At 63.0% G+C, this 14,784-nt stretch carries 16 protein-coding genes; 5 read left to right on the plus strand and 11 right to left on the minus strand.

The window, feature by feature from the left end; genetic code table 11:
- Nucleotides 1-56: 56 nt before the first annotated feature.
- From catA to AC070A_RS06655, 3 genes are all read right to left on the minus strand, one after another.
- Nucleotides 57-995 (minus strand): catechol 1,2-dioxygenase, encoded by a 939-nt coding sequence (catA, locus tag AC070A_RS06645; protein ID WP_057251967.1) that lies wholly within the window; start codon nucleotides 993-995, stop codon nucleotides 57-59.
- A gap of 73 nt (nucleotides 996-1,068) precedes the next feature.
- Nucleotides 1,069-1,359 carry a muconolactone Delta-isomerase gene (gene catC / locus AC070A_RS06650; protein WP_057251968.1) on the minus strand — a complete coding sequence of 97 codons (291 nt, stop codon included), beginning with the start codon at nucleotides 1,357-1,359 and terminating at the stop codon, nucleotides 1,069-1,071.
- 10 nt (nucleotides 1,360-1,369) lie between these two features.
- Nucleotides 1,370-2,551, minus strand: a complete 1,182-nt coding sequence (locus AC070A_RS06655) for a muconate/chloromuconate family cycloisomerase (protein WP_057251969.1) — start codon at nucleotides 2,549-2,551, stop codon at nucleotides 1,370-1,372.
- Between the two features lie 150 nt (nucleotides 2,552-2,701).
- Between AC070A_RS06655 and AC070A_RS06660 the strand changes: the two genes are divergently transcribed.
- Entirely contained in the window at nucleotides 2,702-3,643 is a 942-nt protein-coding gene (locus tag AC070A_RS06660; RefSeq protein WP_057251970.1) for a LysR family transcriptional regulator, read from the plus strand.
- Here the strand turns inward: AC070A_RS06660 and AC070A_RS06665 are convergent.
- The 6 genes from AC070A_RS06665 to AC070A_RS06690 form a co-directional block, all read right to left on the minus strand.
- Complete coding sequence (locus AC070A_RS06665; RefSeq protein WP_113479259.1) at nucleotides 3,636-4,517, minus strand: sugar phosphate isomerase/epimerase; 882 nt, start codon at nucleotides 4,515-4,517, stop codon at nucleotides 3,636-3,638. The two genes, AC070A_RS06660 and AC070A_RS06665, sit on opposite strands and share 8 nt — an antisense overlap.
- Complete coding sequence (locus tag AC070A_RS06670) at nucleotides 4,517-5,722, minus strand: NAD(P)/FAD-dependent oxidoreductase (protein WP_113479260.1); 1,206 nt, start codon at nucleotides 5,720-5,722, stop codon at nucleotides 4,517-4,519. The genes AC070A_RS06665 and AC070A_RS06670 overlap by 1 nt, the downstream gene beginning before the upstream one ends.
- A 120-nt stretch (nucleotides 5,723-5,842) precedes the next feature.
- On the minus strand, nucleotides 5,843-6,787 hold the full coding sequence (locus tag AC070A_RS06675; protein ID WP_113479261.1) for a substrate-binding domain-containing protein: 945 nt from the start codon (nucleotides 6,785-6,787) through the stop codon (nucleotides 5,843-5,845).
- Between the two features lie 100 nt (nucleotides 6,788-6,887).
- On the minus strand, nucleotides 6,888-7,199 hold the full coding sequence (locus AC070A_RS06680) for a MocE family 2Fe-2S type ferredoxin (RefSeq protein WP_058322965.1): 312 nt from the start codon (nucleotides 7,197-7,199) through the stop codon (nucleotides 6,888-6,890).
- An 8-nt stretch (nucleotides 7,200-7,207) separates the two neighbouring features.
- Complete coding sequence (locus AC070A_RS06685) at nucleotides 7,208-8,242, minus strand: sterol desaturase family protein (RefSeq protein ID WP_057251974.1); 1,035 nt, start codon at nucleotides 8,240-8,242, stop codon at nucleotides 7,208-7,210.
- A 150-nt stretch (nucleotides 8,243-8,392) separates the two neighbouring features.
- Entirely contained in the window at nucleotides 8,393-9,394 is a 1,002-nt protein-coding gene (locus AC070A_RS06690; RefSeq protein ID WP_057252120.1) for a LacI family DNA-binding transcriptional regulator, read from the minus strand.
- Nucleotides 9,395-9,552: 158 nt separating this feature from the next.
- On the opposite strand from AC070A_RS06690, the gene AC070A_RS06695 reads away from it, so the two are divergent.
- The gene (locus tag AC070A_RS06695; RefSeq protein ID WP_057251975.1) at nucleotides 9,553-10,278 is read left to right on the plus strand and encodes a glutathione S-transferase; all 726 of its coding nucleotides are present in this window, start codon (nucleotides 9,553-9,555) and stop codon (nucleotides 10,276-10,278) included.
- A 20-nt stretch (nucleotides 10,279-10,298) separates the two neighbouring features.
- On the opposite strand, the gene AC070A_RS06700 is transcribed toward AC070A_RS06695, so the two are convergent.
- Nucleotides 10,299-11,432 (minus strand): aminotransferase, encoded by a 1,134-nt coding sequence (locus AC070A_RS06700; protein ID WP_057251976.1) that lies wholly within the window; start codon nucleotides 11,430-11,432, stop codon nucleotides 10,299-10,301.
- A gap of 186 nt (nucleotides 11,433-11,618) precedes the next feature.
- Here AC070A_RS06700 and AC070A_RS06705 point away from each other — a divergent pair, with 186 nt between their 5' ends.
- Together AC070A_RS06705 and AC070A_RS06710 are read left to right on the plus strand one after the other, a co-directional pair.
- Complete coding sequence (locus tag AC070A_RS06705; protein WP_057251977.1) at nucleotides 11,619-12,188, plus strand: helix-turn-helix domain-containing protein; 570 nt, start codon at nucleotides 11,619-11,621, stop codon at nucleotides 12,186-12,188.
- 183 nt (nucleotides 12,189-12,371) lie between these two features.
- The gene (locus tag AC070A_RS06710; RefSeq protein WP_057251978.1) at nucleotides 12,372-12,743 is read left to right on the plus strand and encodes a hypothetical protein; all 372 of its coding nucleotides are present in this window, start codon (nucleotides 12,372-12,374) and stop codon (nucleotides 12,741-12,743) included.
- Here the strand turns inward: AC070A_RS06710 and AC070A_RS06715 are convergent.
- Nucleotides 12,731-13,690 (minus strand): MBL fold metallo-hydrolase, encoded by a 960-nt coding sequence (locus tag AC070A_RS06715; RefSeq protein WP_057251979.1) that lies wholly within the window; start codon nucleotides 13,688-13,690, stop codon nucleotides 12,731-12,733. The two genes, AC070A_RS06710 and AC070A_RS06715, sit on opposite strands and share 13 nt — an antisense overlap.
- 91 nt (nucleotides 13,691-13,781) lie before the next feature.
- Here AC070A_RS06715 and AC070A_RS06720 point away from each other — a divergent pair, with 91 nt between their 5' ends.
- Nucleotides 13,782-14,693, plus strand: a complete 912-nt coding sequence (locus AC070A_RS06720) for a LysR family transcriptional regulator (RefSeq protein WP_057251980.1) — start codon at nucleotides 13,782-13,784, stop codon at nucleotides 14,691-14,693.
- The last annotated feature ends 91 nt before the right edge of the window (nucleotides 14,694-14,784 follow it).

The raw sequence follows: 14,784 nt of genomic DNA on the forward strand, positions 1-14,784 counted from the left end.
CTATTGCAACAATGTCGGTGTGGGGGCGGCGGCTCAGTCGGCCGCCGCAACAATGATCAGGCGGCGGCGCGCCTGCGCTGCTCGTTGATCTGGTTGTCGACGCCATTCACCAATGAGGTGAGATGAATGTCGAATTCGATCTCGGCGAAGGGGCCGGAGAGACCGTTCGCCTTGATGCTTGCCTCGTCGGTCCGCTCGGTAACATCGGGCACCAGGCCGTCGCGGGTCGCATAGGCGAAGTCGTCGTTGACCAACGGATCGCCGGCTATGTTGATCTGGGTCGTCAGCTTGCGATGACCGTCGGCGCTGATGAAGAAGTGAATATGCGCCGGGCGCTGGCCGTGACGCCCGAGCGCCGAAAGCAGCTGTTCGGTCGGGCTGCCCGGCGGCACGCCGTAGCCGTGCGGCACAATGCTCTGAAACTTGTAACGGCCCTTGGCGTCGGTGACGATCGTGCGGCGCATATTGAACGGCGCCTGCACACCGGTCGGGTCGAAATGCGAATAGAAGCCGCGGGTATCACAGTGCCAGACTTCGACCGTCGCACCTTTCAGCGGTTGGCCGGCGGAATCATAGACGGTGCCGTGCATGATCAGCGGGTGACCGTTGGTGTCCCGGCCGTCATCAAGACGGGCGAAGCCTTCCGATGCCGGTGCGCCGGCGACATAAAGCGGCCCTTCGATGGTGCGCGGTGTCGGATTCTTGATGCCGAGCTCCTCGTCGATAGCGTCGAGACGTTCGTCGAGGAAGTGGTCGAGGCCGAGGCCGGGCGAGATCAGGCCGGCCTGGCCGGCAGCACCGATTTCGTTTAGCCAGGCAATGCCGGTCCAGTATTCGTCCGGGGTGATGTCGAGATCGTCGATCGCCTTGAACAGGTCCGACATCAGCCGGTGCACGATCTCTTTGACGCGCGGGCTGCCGCCGTCCTTGTCGAGGCCGCTCAGAACCTTCAGGAAACCTTGCGTCTCCGGCTTGTCGAAAATCTTCACGCTCATGATAAATCCTCCACTTGGATAGTTTGAAAGCGGGTGCCGCCTGCCAACCTCCCGGCGGCGGCCGAACGAAATCTCAGGTGTCATCCTCCCGGACTGACGACGGATGCCGAAGCAGCGGCGTCACCTCGATGTCCATGAATTTGAACAGCGGCAGACCCGAGAGGATCTCGTGCAGCTCGGCATTGTCCGTGACGTCAAAGACGCTGTAGTTGGCGTACTGGCCGGCGATCCGCCAGATATGCCGCCACTTGCCGCTCTGCTGCAGCGCCTGTGAATAGGCCTTCTCTCGCGCGAGAATCTGGGCCGCCTCTTCAGCGGGCAGGTCATGGGGAATGCGAACATCCATTCTGACGTGAAACAGCATCAGCCGATCCTCACTTCGCAACACTGATGGTCTTGCGCAGCCCTTCGCGCGCAAAGAACTTCAACCGGTCTTCGTCGAGTTCGACGCCCAAACCCGGCCCATCCGGCACCGTCAGTTCGAAGTCGCTGTAGTCGAGGGGCGTTGCCAGGATTTCCTCCGTCAGGAGCAGCGGACCGAAAAGCTCGGTGCCCCACTGCAGATTGGCAAAGGTCGAAAACACATGGGCGGAGGCCACCGTGCCGACAGCGCCTTCGAGCATCGTGCCACCGTAGAGCTCGATGCCGGCGGTATCGGCGATCGCCGCCACGCGCTGCGCATTGAACAACCCGCCGCTCTGCTCGATCTTGACCGCGAAGACGTCAGCGCCCTTGGTCTTGGCAATCTCGAAGGCCGATTCAGGCCCGGTAAGGGACTCGTCCGCCATCAGCGCCACCGGGAAGCGGCGGACCAGTCGGTTGAGCGCTGCCGTCGACGCGACAGGCTGTTCTACCAGTTCGCAACCGGCATCGGCGAGCGCCGCCATGCCGTAGGACGCCTCGAATTCGCTCCAGGCCATGTTGACGTCGACGCGCACCGCACCGCGGTCGCCCAGCGCCTGCTTGATCGCCGCCACATGGGCGATATCGTCCTTCAACGGCTTCGCGCCGATCTTCAGCTTGAAGATCCGGTGGCGGCGAAGGTCGAGCATCTTTTCGGCCTCGGCAATGTCCATGGCGGTGTCACCGGAAGCGAGCGTCCAGGCGACCGGCAGCCGCTTGCGCAGCGCTCCGCCCAGGAGTTCGCCGACCGACAGGCCGAGACGCTTGCCGTGGGCGTCGAGCAGCGCCGTTTCGACCGCGCTCTTGGCGAAACGGTTTTCCTTCACCGCTTTGCCGATGCGCGCCATTAGCGCCTTCACGCGGGTCACGTCCTCGCCGATCATGACAGGCGCGAAATAGGTATCGATCGCCAGCTTCATGCTTTCGGGGCTCTCGCCACCATAGGCGAGACCGCCGATCGTCGTGCCTTCGCCGATCCCGACGGTGCCGTCGCTGCAATGGACCTTCACCAGCATCAGCGTTTGGCCGGTCATGGTCGCGACTGAGAGCTTGTGCGGCCGGATCGTCGGCAGATCGACCAGTATCGTTTCGACCCGTTCGACGACGGAGACGAAGGCTGCAGTCGGAGAGATGGGTGCAAGGGTCGTGTTCATGGCGTGACTGTGCGCCGCGCACTGGGTGGCGTCCAACACCAAATAGGTTCTCTATGATACCTTCATGGTATAGTGCGATAGAGATTTCGCAGATTCATGCGGTTACCGCACTGCAACATACCGCAATGGTAGGAAAATGAGGGCCTGAATATGGATCTGCGCCAGCTTCGCTACTTCGTCGCCGTCGCCCGTGAGCGCAACTTCACCCGCGCCGCCGAGCAGCTGCATATCGCCCAGCCACCCTTGAGCCGGCAGATCCAGCTTCTGGAGGAAGAGCTGGGCGTGCCGCTGATCATCCGCGCGAGCCGTCCGGTCCGGCTGACGGAGGCGGGCCGGTTGTTCTACGAGCAGTCGCTGCAGATTTTGGGGAGAGTCGAGCAGATGGTTGAGGCCACGCGCCGCGTCGGTCTCAACCAGAACCGCGTCCTGTCCATCGGCTTCGTCGCCTCCACGCTCTATGGCGGGCTGCCGACACTCGTGCGCAAGCTGAGGCAGAATGCGCCGGAACTCGATATCCGGCTATTGGAGATGGTGTCGGTGCAGCAGATCGCCGCGCTCAAGGAGGGCCGAATCGATGTCGGCTTCGGCCGGCTTCACCACAGCGATCCCAATGTCGTCGGCATCCTCATGCGCGAAGAGCGCCTCGCCGTGGCGATACCCGAGGGCACGCCGCTAGCCGAAGACACGTCGCCCTTGCCCTTGAATGCGCTCGCCGGCCAGAAGCTGATCGTCTATCCGAAGGAGCCGCGGCCGAGCTATGCCGACCATGTGCTGAGCCTGCTTCATGCCCACGATGTGCGCCCTGCCGAGGTGCATGAAGTGCGGGAGATCCAGAGTGCCCTTGGCCTCGTCGCCTCGGAAGCCGGTCTGTGCATCGTCCCCTCCTCGGCGCGTCAGGTGCGGTCAGACGTCCACTACCGCATGATCGAGGGGGAACGCGCGACCTCTCCTGTCATCCTCAATCACCGGGTCGGCGACAATTCACGCCACATTGAGCTGATCAAGCAGTTGATCGAAGAGATGTATGCGGAAAACCCGCCTTGGCTTGGCCTCGAGCACAATCTGCCATTCCGGCCCTCCTTCGTTAAATGACGGGGTCCGGCACGCACGCGCCATGCGTTCGGTTGCCCGAAGGGTCTGCGCTCTCAGCCCACACATCCAGCACCAACTGCCGAAGCAAAAGCGCCTCCGCCGACCGGTCCGTCGTGTCGTGGCCGTCCCTGTCGGTGATCGCATAGGGTCTGGGGCCGAGCTCGCAGGTCATGACCAGTTCGGCATCGTCGGCGGCACGGGATCGCCAGTGGCGAAAGCCGTAGGCCCACCAGTCGCGGAAGAGATCGACCCAGGGGCGATGCTGCGGAAAGGACATCTCGATCTGGATCTGCTGGCACGAGCCGACGCGGCCGTGGAAGGCCTGGGCGTTGTGGAGGATGCGCCGGACCTGGGCGTGGCTTTCCTCTTCGACCGGAAAGGCAAACTCGCGGCCGACCAGATAGTGCGAGAGATCGGCGAGCAGCGGCAAATCGGGGCGCCGGTCCAGCAGGTCCAGCGTGAACAAGAGGTCGCTGGTGATCCGGTGGCGATGGGTTTCGACATAGACGGGGACACCCGCCCTTTCGGCGAGCCGCATCCATCCGTCCAGAAGCGGCAGGCAATCTTCCACCCGGCGCGGGCGGACGTCCGCCTGCAGGTCGATGTGGCTGACAGGAAATTCGCTCGCCAGTTCCAGGGTCGGGCGCAGGTCCTCGACGCTCCGGGGAAAACAGACTCCCTCGATCTTCAATCCGGTGCCGCGGATCACTTCGTTGAGGCGGACGACGTCATCACGGTTGGTGTAATGCGCGCTGATGCCGTCGAACCCGGCCTCGACGATAACAGCGATGTTTTCCTCGAGACCGCGTTCGCAGCCGTCCGCATGCCGGCGCTCCATCGCCCAGAGCGACTGAAAGACAAGCAACTTCTGCATCAGGCCGCCCGCGCGTTCTTCAGAAGCGCCTTCAGGTTCACGCCGGGATCAGCAAGCGCTGCGGGGTCTGGATTGATACCGGCGGCAATCAGCATCTCGGCGAGCTTGATGTCCCTGGCGACGCTATTGCAGGAACCGAGGCCCGCCGCGGCAAGGAGGCGCCCATCGTCCAGGTAGAACTCCAGCTCGCCGCCGTCGAGTTGGCGGATCACGCTCTGATGCTCCGGCTGCGGCAGGCCCGCGACCTGCAGACCGAGATCGTACTGGTCGGTCCAGAACCAGGGGATTGCGCCAAAAGCTTCCTTTCCGCCGACCATGTTGCGGGCCGCGGTCTCCGCCTGGCTGCGCGCATTGCGCCAGCTCTCGAAGCGAATGTACCCGCCGCCCGGCTGCGCCACCGCGGCGCAGTCACCGGCCGCAAAGATGTTCGGGTCACTGGTGCGAAGAAAACTGTCCGTCAGGACGCCGTTTCCGGTGGCAAGGCCCGCCGCCTCGGCGAGCGCCACATCTGGCAGAACGCCGATCGCCGCGACGACGATATCGGCAGGCACCGCGCTGCCATCGGCGAGGAGAACGGCATCGTCGGTGATCGCGGCCATCCCCTGACCGAGATGAAACGCAACGCCTTCATCCTGATGCCGCGCATGGAGCTTGGCGGCAAAGCGCGGTGGAACCGCGCGTCCGAGCGGCTTAGCCGCCATCTCGATAACGCTGACGGTTATGCCTTTGCCGCGCAGAACGGCCGCGAGCTCCATGCCGATCAGACCACCACCGATGATGGAGATACTTTTTCCCGGGTCGGCGCTGGAGAAGATTGTCGCCGCATCCGCATAGGTGCGAAAGTCGAGCGCGCGCTCAGCCCCAGGGGATGTCAGCCGCCTCGGGCGAGCGCCGGTCGCAAGCAGCAGCTTGTCGTATGTAAGCGTCCGCCCGTCGCTGAAAGCGACAGACCGGGTATCCGGATCGAGGCTCAGGGCCGATACGCCCTGGAGGTAGTCGATGCCGGCAGCCTGGAGCGCCTCGGCGCCGCAGATCGGCTTCATCTGCACCGCGCCGTTGAGCGGCTTCGACAGTGGCGGGCGCTCATAGGGCAGATGCGGTTCCGTGCCGACCAGCGTGACGCTGCCGGTAAAGCCCGATTCACGCAGCGCAAAGGCCGCGCGGGTGCCGGATTCCCCGGCGCCGATGATGACGATGCCATTCATGGCTTGCTCCAAAGATCATAAGTTGGAGCGGGATGCGGGCGGAAAACCGCACGCACTGTTCCTCATCCCGCTCAGGAAAGGTGGCCGGCGCAGGCAGGAGAAATGCGCCGGCCGGGAGGATCAGTTGCGAGTCGCGTAGTCGGCCATGTTCTTGGGCGTGACGAGCTCGAAGGGAACCATCACTTCGCGTTCGACGGCCTTGCCGCGCGCCAGCGCGACGGCAGCATCGAGCGCGCTCGCCGACTGGCCCTTGGCATTCTGGAACACCGTCGCATCGAGATCGCCCGCGGCCATAGCGGCGAGACCATCCTGCGTCGCATCGATGCCGACGACGATCACGTCGTCCATCGACACGCCGGCGGCTTTGAGCGCCTGTATGGCGCCGATCGCCATTTCGTCGTTGTTGGCAAAAACCACGTCGATCGGGCGCCCGGCCGTGATCCAGTTGGTGGTAAGGTCCATCGCGTTGGTGCGCGTCCAAGCGGCGGACTGCTCGTCGGCGATGGTGGCGCCCTTGCAGTCGCCGGCAGCCAGCGTCTCCTTGAACGACAAGGTGCGGTCCCGCGAGGCCTGGTGGGCGAGATCGCCCATCAGGATATAGACCTGCGCGTTACCTGCCTTGCCCTTTTCCTTGAGCAGCGAACAGGCGGCCTCGGCGCCCAGCTTGCCGGAGTCCGTTTCCCGGCTTCCGACATAGGCCTGCTTTACCGGCAACTGGGCGACATTGTCCGGCTGGAGGTTGAGATAGACGAGCGGGATGCCTGCCTTCTCTGCCGCCTCGCTTATCCCTGGAGCGGCGGAGGTGTCGGCGAGCGTGGTGATGATCGCGTCGACGCCCGACGCGATGAAGTTGTTTACCTGGTTGAGCTGCTTGGAGATGTCGGTCTGGGCGTCCTCAATCTGGACATTGACGCCTCCGGTTTCCGATGCTCTGGCGCTGATGCCTTCACGCAGCAGCGTCTGGAAGTTGTTGTCGAAGCTCTGCATCGAGGCACCGATCGTCTCCGCCGAGGCAGCACTTCCCATCAAGGCGGCAAGAGCAGCCGCCAGGTACATGGATTTCATGATTTCCTCCCAATGGGTGCCGGATCACCCGAGTGCATTCCGGGGGTCCCACGGACCCGATCAATGCTCGAGTGGTTCGAGCGCGCGGTAAGCGCGGGCCCTAACCGAGGGCCACCCGAACCTCGCCGTCGACGATTTCGGCGGGATAGGTCTTCAGGTTCTCGCAGGCGGGAAGCCTAAGGGCTTCGCCGGTGCGGTAGTCGAAGGCGCCGGAATGCTTGGGACATTCCACTTCGAAGTCCATGACCAGCCCATCGGCGAGATGGATCGCCTCATGGGTGCAGAGACCGGCGGTGCAATAGACGCTGTCATCCGGCCCGCGGTAGACCGCGTAGGTGCGGCCGGCGTGGTCGAAGCGGATCGCCCCTTCCTGCTCGATGTCATCCAGTTTGCAGGCTGGTACCCAGGTGATCACGTTGCTCATTCTGCTGCCTCCCCGATCGTGTTGCGCGCCTTGCGGGCTGCGAGTTTTTCCTTGCGCTTGCGGTAGCGCTCCTGCATCCGCGCCTCGCCTTCTTTGGAGCCGTCGTGCCAGGTGCCGAACCAGCGATCGAGCGGGATCAGGGCGTCGCCATAATTCACCTCGAAATACTTGTGGTGCAGGTAATGCGCATAGGCGTGGCTATCGACGAGTGTCTCTTCGCCGACCTCGACCTTGTCGAAGCCGACATGGCCGGGAATGGCGCCGAAGCCCGCATAGTGAAGTTGGTAGAGCATCAGGATCGGGTTCGACGGCAGCACCAGGTGGTAGAAGGCGGTGCCGAAATAGAGCAGGTGCTCGACCGGATGCATCGACAGCGAGGACCATGGCGACGGGTTCACCGAATTGTGGTGGACCGAATGCACCCACTTGTAGAGCAGCGGCGTGTGGATGAGCCGGTGGACGCAGAAGAAGTGGAACTCGTGGATCACAGGCACGACGAGCGCGACGAAAGCGAGCGTCCAGGGATTTTCCGCGAAGCTCAGCCAAGGCGCATAGCCATTGGCATAGGCCCAGAGCATGGCGACCTCGACGGCGGTCCAGATCGTCACGCCTGAGAGAAAGGTGCGCAGGATGTTGTCGAGGTTCTGGCTCTCGAACCAGAAAGCCTTGCTCTTCTGCTCGGCCGGGAATTTGCCATTGTACTTGAAGCGGTTTTCCTGCCGTTTCAGCACGTAGAGGTGCAGTTCGAAGGCGCCGTAGAAGAGGAAGACGCAGACCGCGTTCACAACGTAGAGCCATGCGATCCAGCCGATGCTCAAAGTCTGCATCGTCTCGATCGGCGGGATTACCCAGGCCCAGTAGGCGACGGCCGAAGCGGCGAAGATCGCGTTCCACGGAAAGAAATAGTGCGGCAGCCACTTCAGGAGCGCCAGCAGTTTGGGCGGAAAGGCAAACAGCGGCGCCGTTTCGATCGGCTGGTTCGGTGCCCAGTCGCCTCGCTTGTTGCGCGTTCCATACTTCAAGTCGTCCATAACGCTCTCCTCCCGGCGGATCGCGGGCGTTCCGCACAAATTCCGATGAAGGAGAGCGCCTTCCGGTTCGCTCGGGACCGCGCTCTCCTTCTTGATAAAAATCTAGCAGGAGGCGTTCTGAACGGCGAAGCCTTGTTTGATCAAATCAGATCAAAGGCTCTCGGCGGTGATGGTGATGAAGCGAATAGGCGCCTTGTCCGGTTCCAGCTCTGAAAGGCCGATCCGGCGCAGCACAAGGTCAAGGGCGCGGCGGGCCTGCGCCTCGGGCGCCTGATCGAGCACGACGTCCATGATGCCGTCGCCGAGAGCCTTGCGCGTATAATCGGTCAACTCATGGCCTACGAAGAAAATCTCCATGCCGCGCGGATGCCGGCGAAGAACATCGATCAGAGCGGCGTTCGCGCCGCCGGCATTGTAGAGCCCGGCCATTTCTGGATACATCTCGAGCGCCGATCGCAGCGCTTCGGCGCCGTAGTGCTCCTCGTCGCGGGTGAAGCCCAGCCACTCGAACCGGCGCTCGCCCGGATGCTCCTGGAAATAGTCTGAAAAGCCGCTGAGGCGATCGCGATGGACCTGATAGATCGGGTGGCAGAGGGCAACAACAGGGCCGCTCCTGCGCGCCATGCGGGCGATGAAGAGTGCCGCCGTTCGTCCGGCCGCGTAGTTGTCGATGCCGACGAATTCGCCCTGCTTCTCGGACGCCCGTGTAACGACATGGATTACCGGCACCCCGCGCGAAACGACGGTCTCGACCGCGGCGCTGATCAGCGGACTGTTGGGCACGGCAAGGATCAGGCCAGCGCGCGGGACCTCGGTCGCAAGAATCCGCCTGGCAATCTCGTCCGGCTTCATCTCCTCGGTGAAGCTGCGTTGCACCACGACAAGCGGATCGAGCGTCTCCGCGATCCTTTCGAACGCTTTGGAGAGCCGGCGATAGAAGGTCGTTTCGGGGCGGACCATCAGCACGTCGATGCGCAAAAGACCGCGATGGGTGTCGGGCAGCGTGCGCGGATAGTTCAGCGTGCGCGCCGCAACAACCACCCTCTCGACCAGTTCGGGGCGAACGCCGCCACGTCCGTTGAGCACCCGCTCGACCGTGGCCGTTCCGACACCCGCCAACTCTGCAATGTCGCGATAGTTCGGCTTGCTCACCCTGGCATCCTCGCCGGATTTCAGATGCGTCTCCACAGCGCCATAGCATGTGTCGCGGCCAGTTCGACAGAGCGCGCCTTGCAATTGCTGTGTTGCCCTCGCCCTAAACCGCCGATGGCCTATATCAACCGGGTAATCGAGATCGGCAGAGGGCTTCCATGACCTATGAGTTGTACTACTGGGACGGCATTCAGGGCCGGGGCGAATTCGTGCGCCTTGCGCTCGAAGACGCCGGCGCCGATTACGTCGACGTTACGCGCGAACGGGGCCGCGGCACTGGCGAAATGATGAAGCTGATGGAAAACACTGCCGAGCCACGCATCCCTTTTGCGCCTCCGTTCTTGAGGGATGGCGACCAGATCATTTCGCATGTGGCCAACATCCTTTTTTACCTCGGCCCGAGGCTCGGGCTCGCGCCCAAGGAGGAGGCGCTGCGCTGGTTCGCCAACGGTCTGCAACTCACCATCACCGACTTCATTGCCGAGGTGCACGACACCCACCACCCGATCGCAACCTCGAAATACTACGAGGAGCAGAAGGTGGAGGCGAAGGACCGGGCGATCGAATTCGTCACCAACCGCCTCCCCAAGTTTCTCGGCTACTTCGAACGGGTGCTTGAACAAAACCCCGATGGCAGCGGCCACGCCGTCGGCGACGGCGCAACCTATATCGATCTCTCGCTATTCCAGGTGATCGAAGGGCTTCGCTATGCCTTCCCGAAGGCGATGCGCCATTACGAGCGGCAATACTCCGAGCTTTTGAAGCTGCACGCTTCGGTGAAAGCGAGGCCGAACATCGCCGCCTATCTCGCGTCGCCGCGACGCCTGGCTTTCAACGAGAACGGTATCTTCCGCCGCTACCCGGAGCTGGATATCGAGCCCTGAAGGACAATCCCGCCTGCTCCTTACGCGGCGGCAGACTGTTGCTCGCGAAGAAACCCGGACAGGCGCTGCAGACCCTCGCGAAGAATGCTTTCGCTGTTGGCGTAGCCGATCCTGAGATAGCCCTCCATATCCATTGCGCTGCCAGGCGTCAGCATCACCCCGGTGCGCTCTAACAATCCGAGGCAGAATGCTTCGGAGGTCATCGGCAGATCGTATTTCAGTAGTGCCGTGGTGCCCGAATGCGGCTTGACCCAGGAGATCCGCGGTTCGCTGTCGACCCAGTCCGACAGCACCGCGAGGTTGGTGCGGGTAATGCTCCGGCTGCGCGCCAAGATCTTGTGGCGGTTTTCCAGCGCCATTGCCGCGAAGTGATCGTCCAGCATGCCGACGCTGATCGTGTTGTAATCGCGGTGGATCGAAACGGCATGGATCAGTTCGGGTGGCGCGACGATCCAGCCGAGCCGCAGGCCGGCGAGCGAAAACGTCTTCGACATGCCGCCGGTGCTGACGCCCTTTTCGTAGAGGTCTGCGATCGATGCCGTCAAACCGTCGCCCTCTTGATCCGTGCCGCGATAAACCTCGTCGCAGAGGATCCATGCGCCGCAGCCGCGCGCGATACCGACGATCTTTTCGAGGTAGCCGCAATCCATCAGCGCGCCGGTCGGGTTGTTCGGATTGTTGATGGCGATCAGCTTCGTGCCGGGGATAGCGAGCCGCTGCAACTGCTCGAGATCAGGCAGGAAACCGGTCTCCTCCGTCAGTTTCAGGATCTGCGTATCGGCGCCATAGCTTTCCGGGATCGAATAGTGCTGCTGGTAGGTCGGCAGCACCGAAATCACCCGGTCGCCCGGTTCGACGAGAGTCTCATGCACCAGTGCATTGGCGCCGATCGCACCATGCGTGGTGACGACGTTTTCGATCGCCTGTTTCGCATAGAGGCTTGCGATCTGCCCGCGCAGCCGTTCGGAACCCTCGATGGCGCCATAGGTCAGCTTCAGCGGCAGCAGTTCGGCAAGGATCGTGTCCGTCTTGCCCGCCATTTCCAACAATTCCGCCACGGTCAGCGATTCAACGCAGGTCTCGGCGAGATTCCATTCGCAATGGTTCTCGTAGCGGTTCATCCAGATTTCGACGCCGAAGTCGCGGATTTTCATGTCAGTGACCTTTCGAATGTTGGGCTATGGCTGCGAGTAAGCCGGACCTGTCGGCGACGTTGAGAATTGTCGCTTGCTGTGACATGAAGCCCTTCCTGTTGGCACAGCTGCGCATGTGGCCTCCGTCGCGGTCGGAGGCACCAGAAATGGCTGGCCGTTGACGGTCGATCCGTATAGAAGAACGATATGAGCAATATATTGCACAGTCAAGATCGATCCGACGTGCTGACCCATGTCGCGGACAATCTCCGGCGCATCCGCATGGCGGCGGGACTGAGCCAGACGGCACTCGCCAAAGCCTCCGGCATCAGCCGCCGCATGATCGTCGCAGTCGAAGGCGCTGACGCCAACATCAGCCTCTCCAGCCTCGACAAGCTGGCGGCTGCGATGAATGTCGGCTTCGTCGATCTCGTCAGGGACCCGTCTCGCCAATCCCGCGACAACATCGACGCTGTGACCTGGCGCGGCCAACAGGCAGAGAGCGAAGCGCGGCTACTCGCTTCTGCCCCTGCTACGTCCGAAGCCCAGATGTGGCTCTGGTCGCTCGCCCCAGGCGAGCGCTATGACGCCGAGCCCGACCCGCAAGGGTGGCACGAAATGCTGTTCGTAACGGAAGGCACCTTGACGCTTGAGGTCGCTGGCGTGCGCAAGCGATACGCCAGCGGTACCTTCGCGGTCTATAGCTCCGCCCAGGCCTATGCCTACATCAATGACGGTGGCGAAGTCGTGCGGTTCGTCCGCAACGTCATTTCCTAACTCACCGGTAGCCGCCTAACAGACACAGCCCGGCGGGCAAGAGCCGGAGGGGACACCGCTCCACACGACAACGTGAAGGCACCGGCTCACCAATCGCGGAAGCTCGGTCCGGCGCGCGCTTGATACGCGCAGACCCGAATGGAAGGATGCCCGGCACTCGGCGAGTGAGCGACGGGGATCTGCATGCTTCTGAAAGTCGAACCACCGGACGGCTGGATGAGCCAGGACGGCCGTGTCCTGTTCGATACCGAGCGTGAGGCCGAACGCTTCGCCGCCAATGCGCGGCTCGCCTTCTCGCTGGCGATCGCCGCCTTGATGCTGGCGCTCTCGATCATCGTCGGGCGCTGGGGTCGGCCAGCGGCTGCAGGCCGAATCCCGCCACCTCGGCGCATCGATCGTCGTTTCGGCGGAAGCCTTCGCGGCAGGAAAGATCGACGAAGCCGGATCAGACAGGTGGGTGCGCCACAACGGCGTGCGTCTGCGCGGGCGCAGAGAAACCATCGACGCCTACGCCTACAAGTGATCCGGCTTCGAAACCCTCGCTATTCGACGTAGTTCCAGGGGATGAAGCGATAGAGCGTCTCGTCCTGGGCCACGTGGCCGACACCGGGGAACGGCAGGTGAGCGCCGGCGACGAGGTAGCGGCCATCGGCTGCATCTGCCAGTGCCACCGCACGGGTCGCGGCCGCCGCTGTTCCATCGACGTCGAAGCTGACGAAGACGTCGGGAGCGTCGAACTGGACGTGGTCGCCATGGATCACGTCACCCCAGAAGACCAGACGCTGGCCGTCATCGGCTTGGAGCACGATCGAGGAATGTCCGGGCGTATGCCCCGCTCGCAGGATCGATCCGAGGTTCGGCAACACGTCCGCATTGTCGGCGAAACGCTTTACTTTTCCGGCGGCGATATAGGGAGCCACAGCGTCATGGGCGCGCTGGAAGTCGGTCTTCTGCGCCTCCGTCATCGTCGTCACGCCCTCGCGCTCGATCCAGTAACGATACTCGCGGTCGGCGAGATGGATTTCGGCATTCGGAAACTGGGGCTTGCCGTCGACGGTAAGGCCGCCGGAGTGATCGGCATGCACGTGGGTCAAAACAACGGCGTCGACCTGGTCGGGCCGGTAGCCGGAGGCCGTGAGATGGCGGATGAGCTTGCCGGCAGCGGCGCCGAGTAATGTGCCCGACCCCGCATCGATCAGCGCCAGGCGCTCGCCGTCGTTTACCAGATAGGCGTTGATCGACAAATGCGGCTCCTTGCCGAGGAAGGCCTCGTCGAGCCTGCGCTGCAGTTCGCCCTCGGGCTCGTTCTGATAGATCTTCGCCATGGGCAGTGCCAGCGTGCCGTCCGAAAGCGCGGTGACTTCAAACTTTCCGAAACGAAAGCGGTAGTAACCGGCATTGGCGACGGTCGAGAACGGCGCGGCGGAAAAGGCAAACCGCGGTGCGAGCGGCAACAGGGCCGTGGCGGCGAGAAGGCCAAGGGCTTGTCTGCGAGTGGTCATGATCGGCTCCTTCGATTGGATGCGACGAAGCTATCAATTCAACTCTCCGTCGATTATCCTGCGATCATGGAAGTGATTGTTCCGGAAACGCATGAAATCCCCCCAGTCTCCCGATCTCAATAACCTCAGGATCTTCCTCGAGGTCGCCCGCACCGAGAGTTTCTCAGCCGCAGCACTTCGCCTGCACCTTCCGCCAAGCACGGTTAGCCGGCGCTTGGCTGAGCTTGAAACCGCGCTTGGCGTCGCGCTGCTGCTGCGCTCCACGCGCCGGGTCTCCCTGACCGAGGCGGGCAAGCACCTGCTCGAGTCGATCGGCGGGGCCGTAGAGCTCATCGATCGCGGCATTGCGGGTTTCCGGCCCGCCGATGGCGCCGCCCGCGGGCGACTGCGGGTCGCCACATCCGTCGCCTTTGCCCGCACCTTCCTGCCGCCGATCCTGAAGCGCTATGCGGAGCTTTGCCCGGAGGTTCAGGTCGATCTGCAGACGGCACACAACAATGTCGATCTGATCGGAGAAAGCGTCGATGTGGCGCTGAGAATGGGCGAGCCGGTCGACAGCGAGATGATCTACCGAAAGATCGGAACAATCGAACAGCGGCTCTATGCCGCCCCGGCCTACTGCGACGGGTTATCCCTCTCGTCACCCGAGGACCTGATGCATGTCGCGCTGGTGGCGCACCGGACCCGCATGCGGCGGGAGCTGGCCCACTGGGTGCTCTCCGACGGCAACCGGCATTTCACGCTTGAGCGCCCACCCTCGATCGTCGTCGACGATCCGGCGATCGGAGAGCGCCTGATCGCCGAGGGTCTCGGCATCGGTATGCTGAGCGACGCGCTCGCCGCCGATGGTGTCACCACCGGGCGGCTCGTTCCGGTCCTTGCCGAATGGTCCGGACCAGCCACACACCTCTACTATCTCTACCATCAGCAGCTGGGTGATCTGCCGAAAGTGGCAGAATTCCTGAGGGCGGTGCGCGAAACGTTCCGGGTCCGGAGCGAGTGACCTCGCGGCCAAAGCCTGTCGCGCAAAAGTGCGCTGCGATTTTGCGACAACGACATGCGAAATATCAAGAACTTAAAGCGCAAGGAGCGAA

Source organism: Ensifer sp. GW101-20A05 (genome assembly GCF_059424735.1).

Excerpts from the sequence above, each read along its gene's own strand:
- AC070A_RS06660 (WP_057251970.1), top strand. The coding sequence starts at position 2,702 with ATGGATCTGCGCCAGCTTCGCTACTTCGTCGCCGTCGCCCGTGAGCGC.
- AC070A_RS06700 (WP_057251976.1), bottom strand. The coding sequence starts at position 11,432 with ATGAAAATCCGCGACTTCGGCGTCGAAATCTGGATGAACCGCTACGAG.
- AC070A_RS06685 (WP_057251974.1), bottom strand. The coding sequence starts at position 8,242 with ATGGACGACTTGAAGTATGGAACGCGCAACAAGCGAGGCGACTGGGCA.
- AC070A_RS06695 (WP_057251975.1), top strand. The coding sequence starts at position 9,553 with ATGACCTATGAGTTGTACTACTGGGACGGCATTCAGGGCCGGGGCGAA.
- AC070A_RS06665 (WP_113479259.1), bottom strand. The coding sequence starts at position 4,517 with ATGCAGAAGTTGCTTGTCTTTCAGTCGCTCTGGGCGATGGAGCGCCGG.
- AC070A_RS06710 (WP_057251978.1), top strand. The coding sequence starts at position 12,372 with ATGCTTCTGAAAGTCGAACCACCGGACGGCTGGATGAGCCAGGACGGC.
- AC070A_RS06715 (WP_057251979.1), bottom strand. The coding sequence starts at position 13,690 with ATGACCACTCGCAGACAAGCCCTTGGCCTTCTCGCCGCCACGGCCCTG.
- catA (WP_057251967.1), bottom strand. The coding sequence starts at position 995 with ATGAGCGTGAAGATTTTCGACAAGCCGGAGACGCAAGGTTTCCTGAAG.
- AC070A_RS06675 (WP_113479261.1), bottom strand. The coding sequence starts at position 6,787 with ATGAAATCCATGTACCTGGCGGCTGCTCTTGCCGCCTTGATGGGAAGT.
- AC070A_RS06670 (WP_113479260.1), bottom strand. The coding sequence starts at position 5,722 with ATGAATGGCATCGTCATCATCGGCGCCGGGGAATCCGGCACCCGCGCG.
- AC070A_RS06655 (WP_057251969.1), bottom strand. The coding sequence starts at position 2,551 with ATGAACACGACCCTTGCACCCATCTCTCCGACTGCAGCCTTCGTCTCC.
- AC070A_RS06705 (WP_057251977.1), top strand. The coding sequence starts at position 11,619 with ATGAGCAATATATTGCACAGTCAAGATCGATCCGACGTGCTGACCCAT.
- AC070A_RS06720 (WP_057251980.1), top strand. The coding sequence starts at position 13,782 with ATGAAATCCCCCCAGTCTCCCGATCTCAATAACCTCAGGATCTTCCTC.
- catC (WP_057251968.1), bottom strand. The coding sequence starts at position 1,359 with ATGCTGTTTCACGTCAGAATGGATGTTCGCATTCCCCATGACCTGCCC.